We start from the raw sequence: 17,634 nt of genomic DNA on the forward strand, positions 1-17,634 counted from the left end.
TCATCATGAGCGGTCAGTCCCCCACTCCCACACGGAGTGCTATGGCACTGGAAGTCCAGCATATCAGCAAAACCTTTCGAGACCGGCGAAAGCCTGTCCCCGTCTTGAACGATATTTCGCTTAGCGTGCCCTCGGGAGAGTTCGTGTCCATTATCGGGCCCTCCGGTTGCGGAAAGAGCACGCTCTTCCACATCATCGGTGGTCTGACAGCCCCTGATCAAGGCGAAGTGCTGCTTCGCGGGCTACCCGTCACCGGACAACGGGGCCATATCAGCTATGTTCCGCAGCAGCCCGCTCTATTCCCTTGGCGAACCGTAGAAGACAATGTCATCCTGGCCAGAGATATCGCCGCGCACGGCAGCGAACGCCTGCCCCGTAGCGAAGTACAACAATGGCTGGAGAAGGCCGGGCTAGGCGGCTTTGAGAAAGCATACCCTCACATGCTATCCGGAGGGATGCAGCAGCGCGCTTCTTTCCTGCGCGGTTTGATGGCTCCTCAAGAGGTCATGTGTCTGGACGAGCCATTTAGTGCCCTGGATGCGTTAACCCGCAGCGAGATGCAGCGATGGCTGCTGGAAATGTGGGAGGAGAACAAGCGGGCAGTGCTGATGATTACGCACAGTATCGACGAAGCGCTGCTGCTCTCGGATACGATCTATCTGTTCTCGAATCGCCCAGCCAGTGTGCTGCACACCATTAAGGTCCCCTTCCCGCGTCCGCGCGGGGAGGCCATCATGGAGGACCCTGAATTTATCCGGCTCAAGCGGGAAATTTCTGGCCTTATGGCCGAACAGCAACGTCGAAATATAACTACAGGTAAATAGCTCTTAGAATTCCTTCTCAACTATAGATCACAAAGGGACGCAAACACAGATCAAGTGCTTGCGTCCCTTTGATTAAACATGACTTCACTTCGTCGAATAAATATTCAGCATATCATCAGGTAGCTGCATAAGTGCATCCACTACTTTTGGATCAAATTGCGTCCCTTGACAACGCAGCAGCTCCTCCTTGGCTTCCATCATCGTCAATCGTCGCTCCCGATAATTCCTGTCGGAGGTCATGGAGTCAAACGCATCCACCACCGCGCAAATCCTTGCTGCAAAGGGAATCTCCTCTTCCTTCAAACCATCGGGATATCCTGCCCCATCCCAACGCTCATGATGGGAACGAACGATAGCTACGATCTCTTCACCAAAGGCCGGGTTCTCCTGAACCAACTCTGCGCCCACTACAGGGTGCAGCTTAACGATATTCCATTGCTGGTCGGTCAGCGGTTCACTCTGTTCAATGATGTGTCGCGGCACCATCGTTTTGCCAATATCGTGCATGAAGCAACCCCGGATCAGAAGTTCCTTCTCCGTTCCGCTGATTCCCAAGGGCTCAGCTATTTTCTCAGCGAGAATCGCTACCCGGATACTATGATGATAGGTTCCCGGATGCTTTCGCACGAGCATGTCGAACCATTGTACCGCATCGTGGCCCTTGCCCGTATATAGTCCATCAATGAACTCATTCAACCCAATCAACCAACTCTGCCCCCTAAAAAAGCCTCTGACTTCACTTGCCTATCAATTTTGAAGATGAAACGAAAATTTCACTATTTTCCAGTTAAATTTCTCTGCCATTTACCCGATATGTTTCAGAGCAAATACCAGAAAAAACGAACCATGTCGTACAATAACAATTATGCGACAAAATAAGGAAGATTATGGTGTGAATTTGGCAAGGTTTGTAATCTACTCATGTTATATTATAGGACAAAAGGGCGATTAATGCATTAATAATAGAGAAAATGTAGATAAAAAGAACTATTATTTTTTTACAAATCTACATAAATTCCAATAAACAGTCCTGAACAAAGTCAGGAGCGGCCTTCTTCATCTGCTCTACCGTATGCAAATATCGTTGTGTCGTATTAATATGCGAATGCCCCAGAGTTTCCTGCACTTGCTGCAATGAAGCGCCTTGAAGCAAGGCCAGCGTTGCATTCGTGTGTCTTAGCCAATGTGGTGTCGGTTCTTTTTGCAAACCGCTAGCTTTCCCGGCCTGCTTAATAATACGTTCAATTTGTCGCGGCGTAATCGAGAAGAGCAATTGCTCCGGCTTGGCCGATTCTGACCCCGTCAACCTGTTCATATGCTCTTGATATAGCTCCCAAAGCTGGGGAGGAACCTTGACTTCCCGAATTTTACCCCTTTTGGCGTGGGAAACGGTCAGCCAAACCGAGGTATCCATCAAGTCTGAATTAAAGTCCCCCCACTTGATCCCGCTAAGTTCAGATACCCGCAATCCCAACAGCACCAGCGACAAGCCGATTAGATAATTTCTCAAGCTCTGCCCTCTCAAGGTATCCAGTAATCTTCCTACCTCGCTTCGGGTTAAGAAATGCTTCCGACTAGTTACCACGGTAGGCGGAATTCGTATGCTTTGCGTAGGATTATGCTCGAAAATGCCAATCCCCCGGTCGCTTCCCCACTTATAGAGGGATTTAAGCGGGGCAATGAAGGCGGCAACGCTGGCCGGGGCCAGCGGCTTTTGAGAATCACGGTAGAAGCCCTGCATCAGATAGATTTTGAAGGCTTCAATCTCACGCCAAGTCACATCTTTGAAGGGTTTGCCGGATAAAAAAAGCTTGAACTGCATCAAAGCTCTGTAATAATTTTTACGCGTGTTAGGTGCTTTGGCACATGCCGCAAGAAACATCTGGATGATTTGTTCATCATGGTAATCCTGCACGGGCAGGTGGAATGGATATTGCTGGGCTACAGCCGACAAATCTTTTTGAGCCATGATTAAAGTCCTCCTGTTGACTAGATTTTGTCGCATAATTGTTATTATGCGACATCTTTCTTTCGGCTGTATAACATCCATGTCAACTTACTCGTCTATCTGAGAAATTTGAGGCAACCGCATTCCTATCTCTACCCCGCTTTCTCCAAAAAAACAGGTATAATGAAGACAGGTTTAAAAGTTGATTACGGCCTGTTAGGAAAGGGGAGTTTGCGATATGTCCTACGTACACGGATTGCCTTGCGAGGCCTCGTTTCCGTTGATTGACGCCCATATACATCTCGACCTCTATGATGAGGTTACTCGTGAGCGACTGCTACAGGAATTGCCGAATCTCGGGGTACAAGCCGTTATTGCCGTCTCAATGCATCTGGCTTCCTCCCAGGTGAACCTCGCTTTAGCTGAGCGGCATCCCGGCTTGGTATTTCCGGCCTTTGGCTTCCATCCCGAGCAGCCGATACCGGCGGATGAGGAAATTAACAGGCTCTTGGGCTGGATTCGGGGGCATGCCGGCAATATGATTGCTGTGGGTGAAATCGGGCTTCCCTATTATGCCCGGAAAGAGGCGGAGGAACAAGGGGTCCCCTTTGAACTTGAACCCTATGTGGCCTTGCTGGACAAGTTGTTTGCACTGGCACGGGAATTAGATAAACCGGTTGCTTTGCATGCCGTCTATGAGGATGCCGACCTGGTCTGCGATATGTTGGAGCGGCATGGCATTTCCCGGGCTCATTTCCACTGGTTCAAAGGATCTTCTTCCACAATCCGGAGGATGGCGGAACGGGGTTATTACGTTTCGTTTACGCCCGATCTTTTGTACGAGTCGGAAATTCAAGATTTAGCCCGTCGTTATCCCTCTGACCGGGTAATGACTGAGACCGATGGCCCCTGGCCGTTTGAAGGTCCTTTTACGGGTCAAATCACTCACCCTGCCATGACAGCGGAGGTCGCCACAGCCTGGGCTCATATTCAGGGCCTGTCACCGGAGGTAGCAGCTACCGTTCTGTGCCGTAACGCCCGAAGCTTTTATGGGCTATAATTCCGTTCCTTCTTTCTTGAAAGCGGAAACTATTTACACCCCCACCGCGTCTATATTACGTAAGGAAAGGGGAATCGTCATGCGTATGCTTAAAGGCACAGCATATCTAATCATCATTGCCGCTCTAACGTTATCCGTGGCCTGCTCACCAGACGACGGTGATAACATCAGTTCACCCGCACCTCCAGTTAGCGGCAACACCGACATAGAGAAAGAGCCTACCAATAATGACAAAGGGACAATAGAAGATACGGACCCGCAGCCCGTAGTGGACGATGACTCCAAGAAGGGACCCGGCGCAGAAATGGATGGAACGGCTGGACAACTCTATGCCGTTGCTTTTGAAGCGATGATGAAGCTGGATGAAGGCCTGGGTAGCGACATGAAATATATCGCCGTGGACCTGAGTGAAATGACCCAGTTGACCACAGAGGATAAAAACTACATCATGGAATATTTGCAAACCTTTGATACGGTCATTCGCGACCGCACGCTGGAGCAATTGAGGCAGGAAGAAGGCAACGAAGAAGACCCCTTATTGCTAAGTGGCGTGTTCCTGCGCGTGGACAAGGTAGACATCGGTGAAGCCAGTGCCTTGATTGAAGGTGCTAAATATCGCTCCGGTACAGGGGCTCTCGGGGTTAAGGTGACGTTGGAGTTCGTGGATGGACTTTGGAAGCTATCCGATACCGAGATCAATTGGATCAGTTAAGATAAATATGCCGAACCATGATATAGACCACTATAGAACATGAGTTAAAAGAATAGCTGAATGAGGTTAGCCCAAGTGAACTTGTCCTCAAGCAGACGGTTTGTTTATGACATCCATCTGGCTGAAGGCATAGTTCAGAGCTTGGGCTAGCCTTTTTTTGATGTCACCTAACTTACGAGGTATGTCAGATTTGGCACTATCCAGTCATTTTTTTACAGTAGGTAATTGAGAAGAATAGTTTTACAAATAATTGCAAAAGTGATATCATAAAAATATCAAAACAATATATGCAGAGGAGTGCTCTTTATGTTTAAAGAAAAAGAAGTGTCCTATCTGAACGGCTTTGTTGCCTTGCTTTTTATTTTCGCCTTTTTGGGAGTCGGGGTTTATCTCTTCACCTTAATGGCGATCCTTCCGCTTATTGGTGGTATTGTGGCTTGTCTTATTGCGTTCGTATTGCTTACAGGACTATCCATTGTCCAGCCAAACCAGTCAGCGGTCGTGACCTTCTTCGGTCGTTATCTGGGCGTGATTCGCAAGAGCGGATTTTATCTGGCTATTCCCTTCTCCAACCGCAAAAAAGTTTCACTGCGTGTCCGCAATTTTAACAGTGCCAAGCTCAAGGTTAACGATGTGAACGGGAATCCGATTGAGATCTCCACCGTCGTAGTATTCTCGGTTGTTGACTCGGCCAAAGCATTGTTTGAAGTCGATGAGTACGAAACGTTTGTAGAAATTCAGAGCGAAACGGCCTTGCGGCATGTTGCCAGCAAATATCCGTACGATCAACCGGACGATATCAGCTTCTCGCTTCGCGGAAATACAGAGGAGATTGCTCTGGAGTTAACCAGCGAATTACAGAAAAGACTTGCTATCGCCGGCGTCAAGGTTATTGAATCGCGTCTCACGCATCTGGCTTACTCCACTGAAATTGCCAGTGCCATGCTACAACGCCAGCAAGCCGAAGCCATCATCGCTGCCCGTGAGAAGATTGTGGACGGGGCCGTAACCATGGTACAGATGGCCGTTGAACGACTGCAAGCCGGTCAAGTGGTTGAGCTGGATGATGAACGTAAGGCCGCGATGATCAACAACTTGCTCGTTGCCGTTGTGTCAGACCGTTCCGCCCAGCCGGTCATCAACACGAGTAGCTTATACTAAGAAAGGCAATCCATAACCAATGGCCAGCAAAAAGAGCTTCCCTCTTCGCCTTGACCCGATGCTTTATCAGGCTTTGGAACGCTGGGCAGCGGACGAATTCCGAAGCGTGAATGGTCATATGGAGTATCTACTACGGGAAGCGTTACGCCGGGAAGGCCGACTCCCTTCACCCAAAAGAATTGACAAGGAGGAGGAACAACATGACCAGAACTAACCAGTTAAACAAATCATGGTGGCAATTAAAATCAACAGTGCTCCTCAAGGAATATGAGAAAAGCTATAAGGATGGCACCTTCGTCCCTGCCAAGCTACATGGCTGGAAATACAAGGGACATCATGTGCGCATTAAGCTCGGGCAACACTACGGCACAGGCGAACTTACCGTTGCTGATCCGACAAATGAAACGGGGCTTACGTTTGGTATCACTATGAAATACAGCTACCGCCTACGCCGCAAGCTGGAATTCACGGTTGCCCCTGCCAAAAATCCGATGTTGCTGCTGTTCACCAAACATCTTAAGGAAACAGCGATGCCCAATTCTGCGATGAGCAAAAACTACGTAGCCAAGGCATCGCATCCCTCCCTCCTGCGCTCAGTTCTAAAACACGAGGGGGTAAGCCAATGGCTGGAACTGCATCCCGAGGTACAGTTACGGCTTCGTGTGAAGAACGGCGTTGCTACCCTCTGCTGTGCAAACAGGGTCAAAGAGGCCGATGCCCACTCTTTGCAGGATGTGGTAAAGCTGACGAAGCTCGTCCTCCACGCACTAGAGGAGCAAACCGCCGTCGGCGAGCCTGTTCACACTCACAGAAATAACGATTGAACTGGCGGATGTGCTTAGATTAAACGAACTCTTAATCTGACCTAATCCTATTTAGCCCTTAATGCCTGGCAGTAGCACACTGTCGATACGGGTGATCGGCTGTGTGCTGGGCAGGATTTCAACCTAAATAGCCTCAACTTCACAAGCCTTACGGATCAAACGGATAGAGTTTCCGTTTTACCGTAAGGCTTGTTTGGCTTAGGCAGGTTTTAGCTCATATACTCTCACCGCTGCTTCCTTCAGTAGTGCCGTAATAAGCCACACCAATTTTTTGTGACAAGTTAGGCTACTTAAGATAGGTGAGGTAGGTCAGCATGCAAGATTGGTAGGATAGATTAGTGGGCGTTTGTTGGGTTAGGTGTGGTTGTGGTGGTGGTTGTAGCTAGTTGGGGTAAGTGAGGTAGCTAGGTTTGCTGAGTTAGCATGTTTGACCACATTAGAGGGAAATCCTCCAGCTAAAATGCTCACATCATCCACTTTTGGCGCTATTATATGGAAATCCTCCAGTTAATTCTTCCGAAATACAGAAAACAGAGGAAAAATGCTGATTTTATAAGGAGAAATTCCATATAAAGCTTGCTACAGGCCGATTATCGGCAAATTAACATGAGGATTTCCAGTTAAGTTGGTGCGGTAGATCTGTTGCTCTGTAAGTTGCTACGCATTGCTACATATAGAAATAGGGCGGCCTAGATTTCAGGCCGCCCTGGCATGGAGCAGAATAACGTAACTGCATCTATAGCGGCACGGCACAGCATAGTACCAGTGACGTGACGGTAGTGACCGTAGTGACAGCTACAGTAGGAACTGTAGTAAATAGCAATAATGCGTGCTAGTTAGTAACGCCCGATTTCGCTTACAGCTTTACCCGCTGCAACCGGAGCGCGTTCAGGACGACGGACACGGAGCTCAAGGCCATCGCCGCTCCGGCCAGCCAAGGGGCCAGAAAACCGGCCGCCGCCACCGGAATGCCAATCGTGTTATAGGCCAGCGCCCAGAACAGGTTCTGCTTGATATTGCCCATCGTCTTCTTGCTCATGGCGATGGCATCAGGCACGCCTTGGAGGTCACCGCGCATGAGAGTGACATCCGCGGCTTCCATGGCGACGTCGGTTCCCGTCCCGATGGCAATGCCGACATCCGCTACGGCCAGCGCCGGGGCGTCATTAATGCCGTCGCCCACCATCGCCACCTTCATGCCGCGGCTTTGCAGCTTCTTCACCTCGGCTGCCTTGCCTTCCGGCAGCACCTCGGCCAGAACCTCGTCGATCCCGACCTCGGCGGCGATGGCTCTGGCCGTACGCTCGTTGTCGCCGGTGATCATGATCACGTGAAGTCCCAGTTCCTTCAGCCGCGCCACCGCGGCCTGGGAGGTGTCCTTCACGTTGTCCCGGATGGCGACCATGCCGGCGTAGACGCCGTCCACCGCTACCAGCAGCACGGTATTGCCGGCGGCTTCCAGCGCCGTCATCTCCGTAAGCGCAGCGGTGACGTCTACGCCCTCACGCGCCATTAGGCGGCGCGTGCCGGCAAGCACCCGGCGGTCCTCTACGACCGCCGCAATGCCATGCCCCGGCACCGCCTCAAAGGCGGATGCCTCGGGCAAAGCCAGGGCGCGCTCCCGCGCCCCGGCTACGATCGCATCCGCGAGCGGATGCTCCGAGCCGCGCTCCGCGGCGCCAACGAGCCGGAGCACCTCCACCTCGTCCCAGCCTGCGGCAGGGACGACATCGCGCAGCTCCGGCTGCCCCCGGGTGATCGTGCCGGTCTTATCCAGCACGATCGCCTGAATCCCCTGGGCGGCTTCCAGATGCTCGCCGCCCTTAAACAAGATGCCGTATTCCGCCGCACGCCCGGAACCGGCCATGATTGACGTTGGCGTAGCCAGGCCCAGCGCACACGGACAAGCAATGACCAACACCGCGATTGCTTTCTCCAAGGCTCCGGCAAAGCTTCCCGGTTCTACTAGGAAGAACCAGGCCAGAAATGTCACCAGTGCAATCCCGACCACGATGGGCACAAAGATGCCCGAGATTACATCCGCTACCCGCTGGATCGGAGCCTTCGAGCCTTGAGCCTCCTCTACGACGCGAATGATTTGAGCCAGCGCCGTTTCGCTACCCACCTTGGTAGCCTCAATTCGCAGTACGCCGTGTTTGTTCACCGTGGCCCCGATGACGGGGTCGCCTTCTTTTTTCTCCGCGGGAATGCTCTCCCCGGTCAGCATGGATTCATCGACAGCCGAAGCCCCACCAATGACGAAGCCGTCCACCGGAATTTTCTCGCCCGGCTTCACAATTACAATATCGCCAGGTACCACCGTTTCAATTGGCACCATTACTTCTTCGTCGTCCCTGATGACCAGGGCTGTCTTGGCCTGCAAACCCATCAGCGTCTTGATCGCCTGGGAAGAACGCCCCTTCGCCAGCGCCTCAAACCACTTGCCCATCAGAATTAATGTAATCAGGATGGAGCTCGTCTCATAATACAACTCGGTGGTATGCCCATGCGACATCGGTGAGGCCTTCAAGCTCAAATAGAGACTGTAAAAATAAGCAGCCGATGTTCCGAGCGCTACCAACACATCCATGTTGGCACTGCGGCTGCGAAGCGCTTTAAATGCTCCCACATAAAATCCCCAGCCGATTACGAATTGGACGGGCGTTGCCAGCACCAATTGGAACCAGGGATTCATGAACAATTCCGGTGTCCAAATCCACGAGGTAAAAGAAAAATGTCCCGCCATCGCCCATAATAGCGGGAACGATAATAGCGCAGATACAATTAATTTATTGCGCTGTTTGTGAATCTCCCTAGACCGGATATCTTCAGCTTCCTGTTCTGTAGGCTTCACGACGGCTCCATAGCCCAATTGACTGACCTTGGCTACGATCTGCTCCAGCGATACCTCGGCCGGCTCAAATCGTACCTGAGCCGTCTCTAGCGCCAGGTTCACATTCGCCTGTTCTACGCCTGAAAGGCGATTAAGTCCCTTCTCGATCCGGGTCGCACAAGCGGCACAGGTCATGCCGGTAATTTGCAGCATCGTTTGCCCAGTTGGTTCGCTTTCTCTAGCCAGCGCTTTTTCCATGATATTTCCTCCAATATCATTGCGTCCACATCATACCCCCTAGGGGTATGTTTGAGACAGCAAAAATAGGATGTTACTTCAATCCAAAATCCAAGCAACATCACTTCCCCATACCCGGACATGACAACTCATGCTCCCGGCTGCGGATTAAGCGTTTAATGCACAATCATTACGGGTGAACCTTGCAGAGCCGACATTTCTGATAGACTTACAGTCAGCGCACCAACAACTCCATGCCAGCTCTGCGTCAGCCTCAGACCACGTCGTACCCTTGGTCCTCAATCGCTTCTTTAATTTGATCTACTGTAACTTTGGCTTCGTCGAAGGCAATGTCTACTTTCTTGGCGGCCAGATCCACCTTGCCGGTAGCCCCGAGACCAGAAATAGCTCCTTCTACAGACTTCACGCAATGATTGCAGGACATACCTTCTACGTTTAAAGTAATGTTTTGCATTTCATTAACCTCCTGATTTATATAATTTGATTATTTTCAATTCGGCTCAACACTGATATCAGTACTTGACATGTGAGCAATGAGGTCCTCCGGGTTCGTAGGGTTCTTCCGATCGCTGCCCCTCCTGGATTTTCCTAATTCAATAAATTCTTATAAGGTAGAAATCCACTCGCAAAGACGACCACTTCGTTTCTCCAGAATCCCTACGACCCTCCGATCTCTAGATGTCTTTTGTCAAACACTAATTTTTAGATTGAGCCTTTTAGTTCACTTCATTAATTTATTAACAGTGACCAAAAGCTCATCAAGCACTTCTGTCTCTCCGGCTTGAATGCGCTCCACGACACAACTCTTCATATGCCCCTCCAGCAGCAGCTTGCCCACGCTATTGAGCGCAGATTGTACAGCAGCTACCTGATTAAGCACATCGTCACAATAAGTATCTCTCTCGATCAAGCCTTTGATTCCGCGAATCTGCCCTTCTATGCGGTTCAACCGACTGGTCAGGTTGCTCTTCATCGCTTCGGAATGATGGCTACGCCTTACCAGCTTGCCATCCTTGCCCATCTCAGCCTGAGTCCCGTCATGTGAGGATGAACAGTGTCCGTGATCATGCGCGCATGCTTGCGGTGATTCCTCCGCCAACAGATGCTTCTGAGCCGCTTCGTGCTGTTGCTGTATCTTTGCCGCCATAGGCTCTCTCCTTTCTCAAAACGGCTTGGTGTTCATCAATACATCCATTATAATATACCCCCATGGGGTATGTAAAGGGGATAGAAAAAGCCCACCTCCCCTTACAAGGGAGATGGGCATTAAAATTACAGGAGATTACTGATATCCCCATATCATCGTGAACAAGGTACCGAATACGGTAACCAGGCCTACGAACAGGGCATATGCAATATTGGTGTACAATGCACCCTTTGTGCCGTTCTCGCCAATATGCATGAACATGAACAATTGAACTGACATCTGAATGGCCGCACATGCGAGCAGAATGGTCATGCCCATGACAAAGGACATATCCCAGAAGACTACCGCCAACGCCACAACGGAAAGGATGAGCGAGAATACATATCCCATCACATGCTTGATCGGGAATAGTTGTTTCATATCACATCAGTCCTTTCAAATAGACAAAGCTGAAGATGAAGATCCAGACAACGTCAAGGAAGTGCCAGTACAGCGAGAAAATAAAGGCTTTGTTCGCGGTACCGTGGTTGAAGCCTTCGCGAGCGATCTGAATAGCCAATCCCCCACCCCATAGTAGACCCAGCGCTACGTGAGCGCCGTGGGTACCGAGCAGGACGAACAAGCTGGACAGAAATGCGCTCGTCTGCATCGTGGCACCTTCGCCGACATAGGTTACGAATTCAAAAATTTCCACTCCTAGGAAGGCAAGGCCCAGGGCCAGCGTGATCAGGAAGAAGACCATAAAGGGCTTCTTCAATCCCAGACGCATACTGTGCACCGCCAGTCCACAGGTAAAGCTACTGGTCAGCAGCAGGAAGGTCTCGGCAAGCACCGGGGCGAGCTCGAAGATCTCTCGTCCATCCGGACCGCTTCCTGTGCGGTTCCACAGTGTAAAGTAGACCGCAAACAAAGTGGAGAACAATACGATTTCTGCGCCCAGGAAGAGCCAGAATCCAAGAACGCGGTTACTGTTCTCTTCCGTCTGATATTCGAGCGGCAAACTATGATCTATCTTCATACATGTTCACCCCGCAATTCTGCATCCAATCCGGCCCGATTAGCCAAGGCCTTCTCGGTCTTGATAATCTCGTTCACCGGGATGTGTCTACCATGATCGCGTTCGAAGGAACGCACCGCAAGCATGATAATAATGCCGATGCCCGTCACAATAGCCGGTGCCCACCAACTGAATACCATGAAGAATCCGAAGAAGAAGAAGATACCCCCAAGAATAACCGGTTGACCGCTATTATTCGGCATATGAATCTCTTCAAACTTATCATCACTGTACAATGACTTGCCACTCTTCTTCGCTTGCCAGAATGGATCAAGACTATCCACCTCAGGCACAACGGCGAAGTTGTACTCCGGAACCGGGCTGTGCGTGCTCCACTCCAGGGTCCGTGCGTTCCACGGGTCGCCTGTCGTGTCTCTTTCCGCATAGCGGAAGCTCCAATAAATATTGTAGACCAGGAGAATAAACCCTATGGCGAGTCCCACCGAGCCGATCGAAGCGATCAGGTTAAGCGGACCAAAGCCGGTGCTCTCCGAATACGTGTACATCCGACGAGTCATCCCCTTCAAGCCGAGGAAGAACAACGGCAGGAAGGTCACGTTAAAGCTAATGGCAATCGTCCAGAAGGCAATTTTGCCTTGACGGTCATTAAGCCGGAACCCGAATATTTTAGGGAACCAGTAGTAGAGACCGGCAATAACCGCAAACACTGTACCTGGAATGAGCACATAGTGAAAGTGAGCTACCAGGAACATAGTATTGTGATATTGATAGTCCGCACTGGCCATCGCCAGCATGACTCCGGTAACACCACCGATCGTAAAGATCGGAATAAAGGCTAAGGAATACATCATCGGTGTGGTAAATTCTATACGTCCCTTATGCAAGGTGAACAACCAGTTGAATATCTTCACCCCGGTTGGTACCGCAATCGCCATCGTGGTGACGGAGAAGACCCCGTTAACCATGGCTCCGTGTCCCATTGTGTAGAAGTGATGCGCCCATACGACAAAGGACAAGAGGGAAATGATGATCATACTCCATACCATGGAGCTATAGCCGTACAAATTTTTACGGGAGAAGGTCGATATAATCTCACTATAGATCCCGAAGGCTGGCAGGATTACGATGTATACCTCTGGATGGCCCCATACCCAGAACAGGTTGGCCCAGAGCATATCCATGCCGCCATTGGCCATCGTGAAGAACTGTGTTCCGAACATTCGGTCGAACATCATCAGCGCAAGCGCCACGGTCAATACCGGGAACGCAAACAGGATAATCACGTTCGTGATCAATACAGACCAGGTGAACATTGGCATTTTCATCAGTGTCATGCCTGGTGCGCGCATCTTCAGAATCGTTACCAGGAAGTTGACCCCGGTCAGCAAGGTACCGATCCCGGAGATTTGCAGTGCGATAGCATAGTAGTTATTCCCTACCGTCGGGCTAAATTCTATGCTGGCGAGCGGGAAGTAAGCCGTCCACCCGGCATCCGGGGAACCCCCGATGACGAAGGAAATATTAAACAGCATGGCTCCGGCAAAGAACAGCCAGAAGCTCACTGCATTTAGTCTTGGGAAGGCCACGTCGCGCGCTCCGATTTGCAGTGGAATGACGACGTTCATAATTCCGATAATAAACGGCATAGCCATGAACAGAATCATGACCACCCCGTGGGTAGTAAAGATCTCATTATAGTGTTGTCCATCCAGCAGACCGTTCTCCGGTCTGGCTAATTGTCCCCGCATGAGCAGGCCATCAACACCGCCGCGGAACAACATTAATAGCGCGGCAATAATATACATGACTCCAATACGCTTATGGTCAACAGTGGTCAACCATTCGCGCCACAGGTAGCCCCATTTTTTAAAATAGGTCAGCCCGATGAGAATGCCTAGCGAAGCTAAGACGATACTTACCATCGCGCCGTAAATCATCGGTTCCCCGGTGACGAAAAATTCGTCCCATTTCATGTTAGCTACTCCCTTCCCCTTGTTAGTTATGCGCTCCGTGCTCATGATCTTCGGACATATCCATCTCGGAATGGTCCATCTCGGACATATCCATATCTAGCGAATCCGCATCCTCTGCATCATGATCGCCGCCATGGTTATGTCCCCCATTTTCACCTTCCGGTGCCGGTCTGAATGTGAGATGCGTGGAGGAATACGTCTTCCGTCCGACATGAGCGGTATCGAGCAATTCGTCGAATTCCTGTTCCGTCAGCTCAGATGCCGTAGCCTTTACTTCCTCCACCCATTCATCATAAGCCGCAGGTGACAGGGCTAATGCTTCAAATTCCATGTGCGCAAAGCCTTCGCCGGAGAAGTTGGAGTTCTTGCCCATATAAGAGCCTTCATACTCGGCTACCAGATTCAGCTTGTTCACCATATCGCTCATCGCGTACTTCTGTCCGCCAAGCTGAGGCACCCAGAAGCTCGATATCGGTCCAAAAGCATACAGGCGAAACTCTACTGGACGATGCGTTGGGATATTTACGTAGTTAACGGTTTCAATCTCTTCCTCTGGATAACTGAAATGCCATTTCCAGTTGGAAGAGGAAGCATAGATAACCAGTGGCTTCTGATCTTCATAGCCTTCCGGGACTCTCTCCACGGCATTGGTACTGCGGACCGTAACAACGGACAGTACAGCTACGATAATCACCGGAATTGTAATCCAGGTAATCTCCAGCCATTTACTACCTTCCACATGCGGTGGTTCATAGTCTGGAGCCGCTTTGGAAGCACGATACTTGGTCAGCATGTAAATGTACAGAACATAAACTACCAACAAGATAAACGCCATTGTAATCATAGAGAAAATAATGACCTCAGATTGGGTCTTGGCCACCGGACCTTTCGGGTTCAACACGGCCAAGGAGTTGCAGCCGGTCAGGAGGACAAGCAGGGCTGAGAACAGAACCAAAAGCAACCCTTTCCTTTTCATAGGATAACGATACCCCTTTCTTCATTAACGAACTTATAACCCCCGTAAAATAGGGCGGCTTTGTTCATTTAGCTACCCTATATGTTAGGAAAGGGGTCACCGAATAACAATTCATATAGAATGTAATTTATGTAAATTATTTCAAATTATTTTCGCTCTTTTTATGCTTTGCTTGGTAACTAAAGCTGCTAATCGATCATATTCGGGCGAATTTCGGCAAATTCTCCGATTTTGATATTTGTTCACAATGTCACGTTCCACCTCAATAGTTCGCAAATTTGTCATAATAAACAGCTTATATTGTGATTTTGTTCACTTTTAAATGCTTATTTAGAATAATTAAAATTTAAATATATGGAAATAAATTGATATTTGTACATTTCAAGATACTGCGGATCAATTGGGCTTAATAGTTAAAGTGCAAGGTGAGGTTGCGGAGGGGGGATTGATTCCAGCCACTTCTGCTGGATCAAAAATTTGTGGCCGAGGATACCCTCCCCGACCACGGTCTTGAAGCATTTTATTTAAGGTTCTATTCGGCGCGCAAGCTTCCCTCTCCTACTTATCGGGAAAAACTCCTGTTAAAGAGCGTTAAATTGTTTGATTTGCTCCCAGCCGGTCTACAGCAGTTCTTTGCGTAGTTGCTCGGGGGACTTGGGTGACAACAAGCCGAACGGAATGTCGAATACCGTTCTGGCTCCGGATTGTCCCGATTGGGACAACTTGTAGGCCGCACGGGCGTAAGCTACCAACACGCTGGCCGTAAATTCCGGATTACTGTCCAGCTTCAGGCTGAACTCGATAATTTGCGTGCTGTTCTCGCCGGTACGTCCGCTTCTCAACACGTTTCCGCCATGAGGCATGGTGGAGTGGTTCGCTTTGAGTTCTTCTTCGCTAATGAAATGAACGGTGGTATCATAGTCAGCGAAATAATTGGGCATCGTCTTGATTTCTTGCTCAATCTTGGCCAAATCTGCACCTTCTTCCGCGACAATATAACAATCGCGCAGATGCTTGTCCTTCGTCGACAATTCCGGATTCTCCCCTGAACGTACCCGCTCAACAGCAGATTCAACAGGAATGGTGTATTGCACCCCGTTCTTGACTCCATTTACTCGCCGAATCGCATCCGAGTGACCTTGGCTGACGCCTTTGCCCCAGAACGTATACTCTTTACCTTCCGGCAGCACGGACTGAGCTAACAGCCGGTTCAACGAGAACAAGCCAGGGTCCCATCCGGTCGAGATTACACTGACCGTGCCTGCTTTCGTGGCCACTTCATTAACCCGCTCAAAATATTCAGGAATTTTGGCATGAGTATCAAAGCTGTCGACCGTGTTGAACAACGCGGCCATTTCAGGTCCCTGCTCTGGCAAGTCCGTAGCGGAACCGCCACATAAGATCAATACATCAATCTCACTTTTATATTTCTCAATATCGGAAATGTGTACGACGCCGCTTGCTGCCGCCACATGGTCAGGGTTTCTCCGCGAGAAAATCGCCTTCAATTCGAAATCCGGGTTCTGTCTCAACGCGAGCTCCACACCTCGCCCCAAATTTCCATACCCTACAATCCCTACTTTAATCGTTGCTGTCACACCATTTCCTCCTCAACAATGTCAGGTTTTTTCTATTGTAGCTTACCCTTGGCTATTTTTAAATAGCTAACAACGAAGGTGTGACATGTTGTGCCAGCAATATAACAGAATTATGTCGAACTTACCGCCTTACGTTCTGAATCCACGGCCAGCAGACAGAGCAGAGCGAGCAGCATGCCCACGGAAGCACTGACGAACAATGCCGGGTAGCCAAAAGCGTCAATAAGCCAGCCGAGTAGTGGCGGCGAGGTGATGGCTGCCAAGGATGAGACGAAATAGTAGATTCCCGTACGCGTCCCAATACTCTCTTCCCGCCCTGTAGCTACAATCCAAGGGTAAGAATTAATATTAATGCATGCCCAAAATATACCACCGATAATCAGCAGCACGCGCAGCCACAGAACAGATTCAATAAATACCAATGTGCCGAAAGTAAGAAATAAGCCTATTACTCCAATGGAGATGATGGCTTTCTTCCCGAATTTGGCCCCCAGCCATCCGCTAGGTAATGCGAACACCAGGAATGCCAGAGAGAAGAACGTCAGGGAAAAGGAAGCTGCCCCATCGCTCATCCCCAGCCGTTTGGTCCCGTAAAGAGTAAACAACGCCTCCACCCCTTGATAGGATACAAACCAGAAGAAAATAGCTCCGAGGATCAACAGTGTTGTCTTGTCCAACTGCCCCTTGATTTTTATGGGCTGTTTCAAGGGAGCCACAGCTTGTCCCACTTGGCCTGCAGCCAGTGTAACAGGCTCCCTTACGTTCATCTTGAGTACAATCAGACAGCCGAGCATAACTACCCCCGCGAACAGAAACGGCACGTACGAGCCTAGCCCGTATAACTTAGATCCGACGCCAAAGGCCAGCACCGAGCCAATTCCGCCCATAAAGTTGATGACCCCATTGGCTTTCGTTCGTTCTTGCTCTGGCGTAATATCCGGCATCAGCGCGACCGTAGGCGCCCGAAAGATGCTCATCGACAGATTCATAAGCACCATGAACAGAACCAGCGTGAGCAGGCCCGTATGCCACGGTATCAACGAAGCAAAGACCGCTCCAAGCGGCATACCAATGAGCAGATAAGGCATGCGCCGTCCAAATCGAGTGGTGGTCTTATCGCTGCGGTGTCCAATCCATGGCTGCAATACTATGGCAAAATAATTATCTATGGTCATCATAAACCCGATCATAGCGGCACTCTTCAAATAATTGTCCAGGAATAACGGAACAAACGCATTGTACAGCGCCCAGGTCAAGCTGATGCTGAAGAAGCCAAATCCTAGCAGCCATGTTCTCTTCATC

17 protein-coding genes are annotated in these 17,634 nt (G+C 50.0%); 6 read left to right on the forward strand and 11 right to left on the reverse strand.

Features of this window, described 5'->3' with window-relative positions; all coding sequences use genetic code 11:
* The first annotated feature begins 5 nt into the window (after positions 1 to 5).
* A complete protein-coding gene (locus AC1VOR_RS13780) occupies positions 6 to 824 on the forward strand; it encodes an ABC transporter ATP-binding protein (RefSeq protein ID WP_482618527.1) in 819 nt (272 codons plus the stop codon).
* Between the two features lie 84 nt (positions 825 to 908).
* On the opposite strand, the gene AC1VOR_RS13785 is transcribed toward AC1VOR_RS13780, so the two are convergent.
* Positions 909 to 1,529, reverse strand: coding sequence for an HD-GYP domain-containing protein (locus AC1VOR_RS13785; protein ID WP_482618528.1), 621 nt, complete (start codon positions 1,527 to 1,529; stop codon positions 909 to 911).
* 301 nt (positions 1,530 to 1,830) lie between these two features.
* Positions 1,831 to 2,793: a tyrosine-type recombinase/integrase gene (locus AC1VOR_RS13790; protein ID WP_482618529.1), complete on the reverse strand. Its 963-nt coding sequence runs from the start codon at positions 2,791 to 2,793 to the stop codon at positions 1,831 to 1,833.
* Positions 2,794 to 3,010: 217 nt separating this feature from the next.
* On the opposite strand from AC1VOR_RS13790, the gene AC1VOR_RS13795 reads away from it, so the two are divergent.
* From AC1VOR_RS13795 to AC1VOR_RS13815, 5 genes are all read left to right on the forward strand, one after another.
* Complete coding sequence (locus AC1VOR_RS13795; RefSeq protein WP_482618530.1) at positions 3,011 to 3,832, forward strand: TatD family hydrolase; 822 nt, start codon at positions 3,011 to 3,013, stop codon at positions 3,830 to 3,832.
* 79 nt (positions 3,833 to 3,911) lie between these two features.
* Complete coding sequence (locus tag AC1VOR_RS13800; protein ID WP_482618531.1) at positions 3,912 to 4,544, forward strand: hypothetical protein; 633 nt, start codon at positions 3,912 to 3,914, stop codon at positions 4,542 to 4,544.
* A 306-nt stretch (positions 4,545 to 4,850) separates the two neighbouring features.
* On the forward strand, positions 4,851 to 5,705 hold the full coding sequence (locus tag AC1VOR_RS13805; RefSeq protein WP_482618532.1) for an SPFH domain-containing protein: 855 nt from the start codon (positions 4,851 to 4,853) through the stop codon (positions 5,703 to 5,705).
* 19 nt (positions 5,706 to 5,724) lie between these two features.
* Complete coding sequence (locus AC1VOR_RS13810) at positions 5,725 to 5,919, forward strand: type II toxin-antitoxin system antitoxin (protein WP_482618533.1); 195 nt, start codon at positions 5,725 to 5,727, stop codon at positions 5,917 to 5,919.
* A complete protein-coding gene (locus tag AC1VOR_RS13815) occupies positions 5,906 to 6,529 on the forward strand; it encodes a hypothetical protein (RefSeq protein ID WP_482618534.1) in 624 nt (207 codons plus the stop codon). The genes AC1VOR_RS13810 and AC1VOR_RS13815 overlap by 14 nt, the downstream gene beginning before the upstream one ends.
* Before the next feature lie 856 nt (positions 6,530 to 7,385).
* Here the strand turns inward: AC1VOR_RS13815 and AC1VOR_RS13820 are convergent.
* The 9 genes from AC1VOR_RS13820 to AC1VOR_RS13860 form a co-directional block, all read right to left on the reverse strand.
* Positions 7,386 to 9,620, reverse strand: a complete 2,235-nt coding sequence (locus AC1VOR_RS13820) for a heavy metal translocating P-type ATPase (RefSeq protein WP_482618535.1) — start codon at positions 9,618 to 9,620, stop codon at positions 7,386 to 7,388.
* Between the two features lie 253 nt (positions 9,621 to 9,873).
* Positions 9,874 to 10,074, reverse strand: coding sequence for a copper chaperone CopZ (gene copZ / locus AC1VOR_RS13825; RefSeq protein WP_059049909.1), 201 nt, complete (start codon positions 10,072 to 10,074; stop codon positions 9,874 to 9,876).
* 267 nt (positions 10,075 to 10,341) lie between these two features.
* A complete protein-coding gene (locus AC1VOR_RS13830; RefSeq protein ID WP_482618573.1) occupies positions 10,342 to 10,719 on the reverse strand; it encodes a metal-sensitive transcriptional regulator in 378 nt (125 codons plus the stop codon).
* Positions 10,720 to 10,902: 183 nt separating this feature from the next.
* Positions 10,903 to 11,187, reverse strand: a complete 285-nt coding sequence (gene qoxD, locus AC1VOR_RS13835; RefSeq protein ID WP_482618536.1) for a cytochrome aa3 quinol oxidase subunit IV — start codon at positions 11,185 to 11,187, stop codon at positions 10,903 to 10,905.
* Position 11,188: 1 nt separating this feature from the next.
* The gene (gene qoxC / locus AC1VOR_RS13840) at positions 11,189 to 11,785 is read right to left on the reverse strand and encodes a cytochrome aa3 quinol oxidase subunit III (RefSeq protein WP_482618537.1); all 597 of its coding nucleotides are present in this window, start codon (positions 11,783 to 11,785) and stop codon (positions 11,189 to 11,191) included.
* Positions 11,782 to 13,758 carry a cytochrome aa3 quinol oxidase subunit I gene (qoxB, locus tag AC1VOR_RS13845; protein ID WP_482618538.1) on the reverse strand — a complete coding sequence of 659 codons (1,977 nt, stop codon included), beginning with the start codon at positions 13,756 to 13,758 and terminating at the stop codon, positions 11,782 to 11,784. The genes qoxC and qoxB overlap by 4 nt, the downstream gene beginning before the upstream one ends.
* Positions 13,759 to 13,780: 22 nt before the next feature.
* Positions 13,781 to 14,734 carry a cytochrome aa3 quinol oxidase subunit II gene (gene qoxA, locus AC1VOR_RS13850; RefSeq protein WP_482618539.1) on the reverse strand — a complete coding sequence of 318 codons (954 nt, stop codon included), beginning with the start codon at positions 14,732 to 14,734 and terminating at the stop codon, positions 13,781 to 13,783.
* A 620-nt stretch (positions 14,735 to 15,354) separates the two neighbouring features.
* Positions 15,355 to 16,332 (reverse strand): diaminopimelate dehydrogenase, encoded by a 978-nt coding sequence (locus AC1VOR_RS13855; RefSeq protein WP_482618540.1) that lies wholly within the window; start codon positions 16,330 to 16,332, stop codon positions 15,355 to 15,357.
* A gap of 110 nt (positions 16,333 to 16,442) precedes the next feature.
* Positions 16,443 to 17,633 (reverse strand): SLC45 family MFS transporter, encoded by a 1,191-nt coding sequence (locus AC1VOR_RS13860; protein ID WP_482618541.1) that lies wholly within the window; start codon positions 17,631 to 17,633, stop codon positions 16,443 to 16,445.
* Between the last annotated feature and the right edge of the window lies 1 nt (position 17,634).

Source organism: Paenibacillus sp. 1SOY10, from assembly GCF_056836745.1.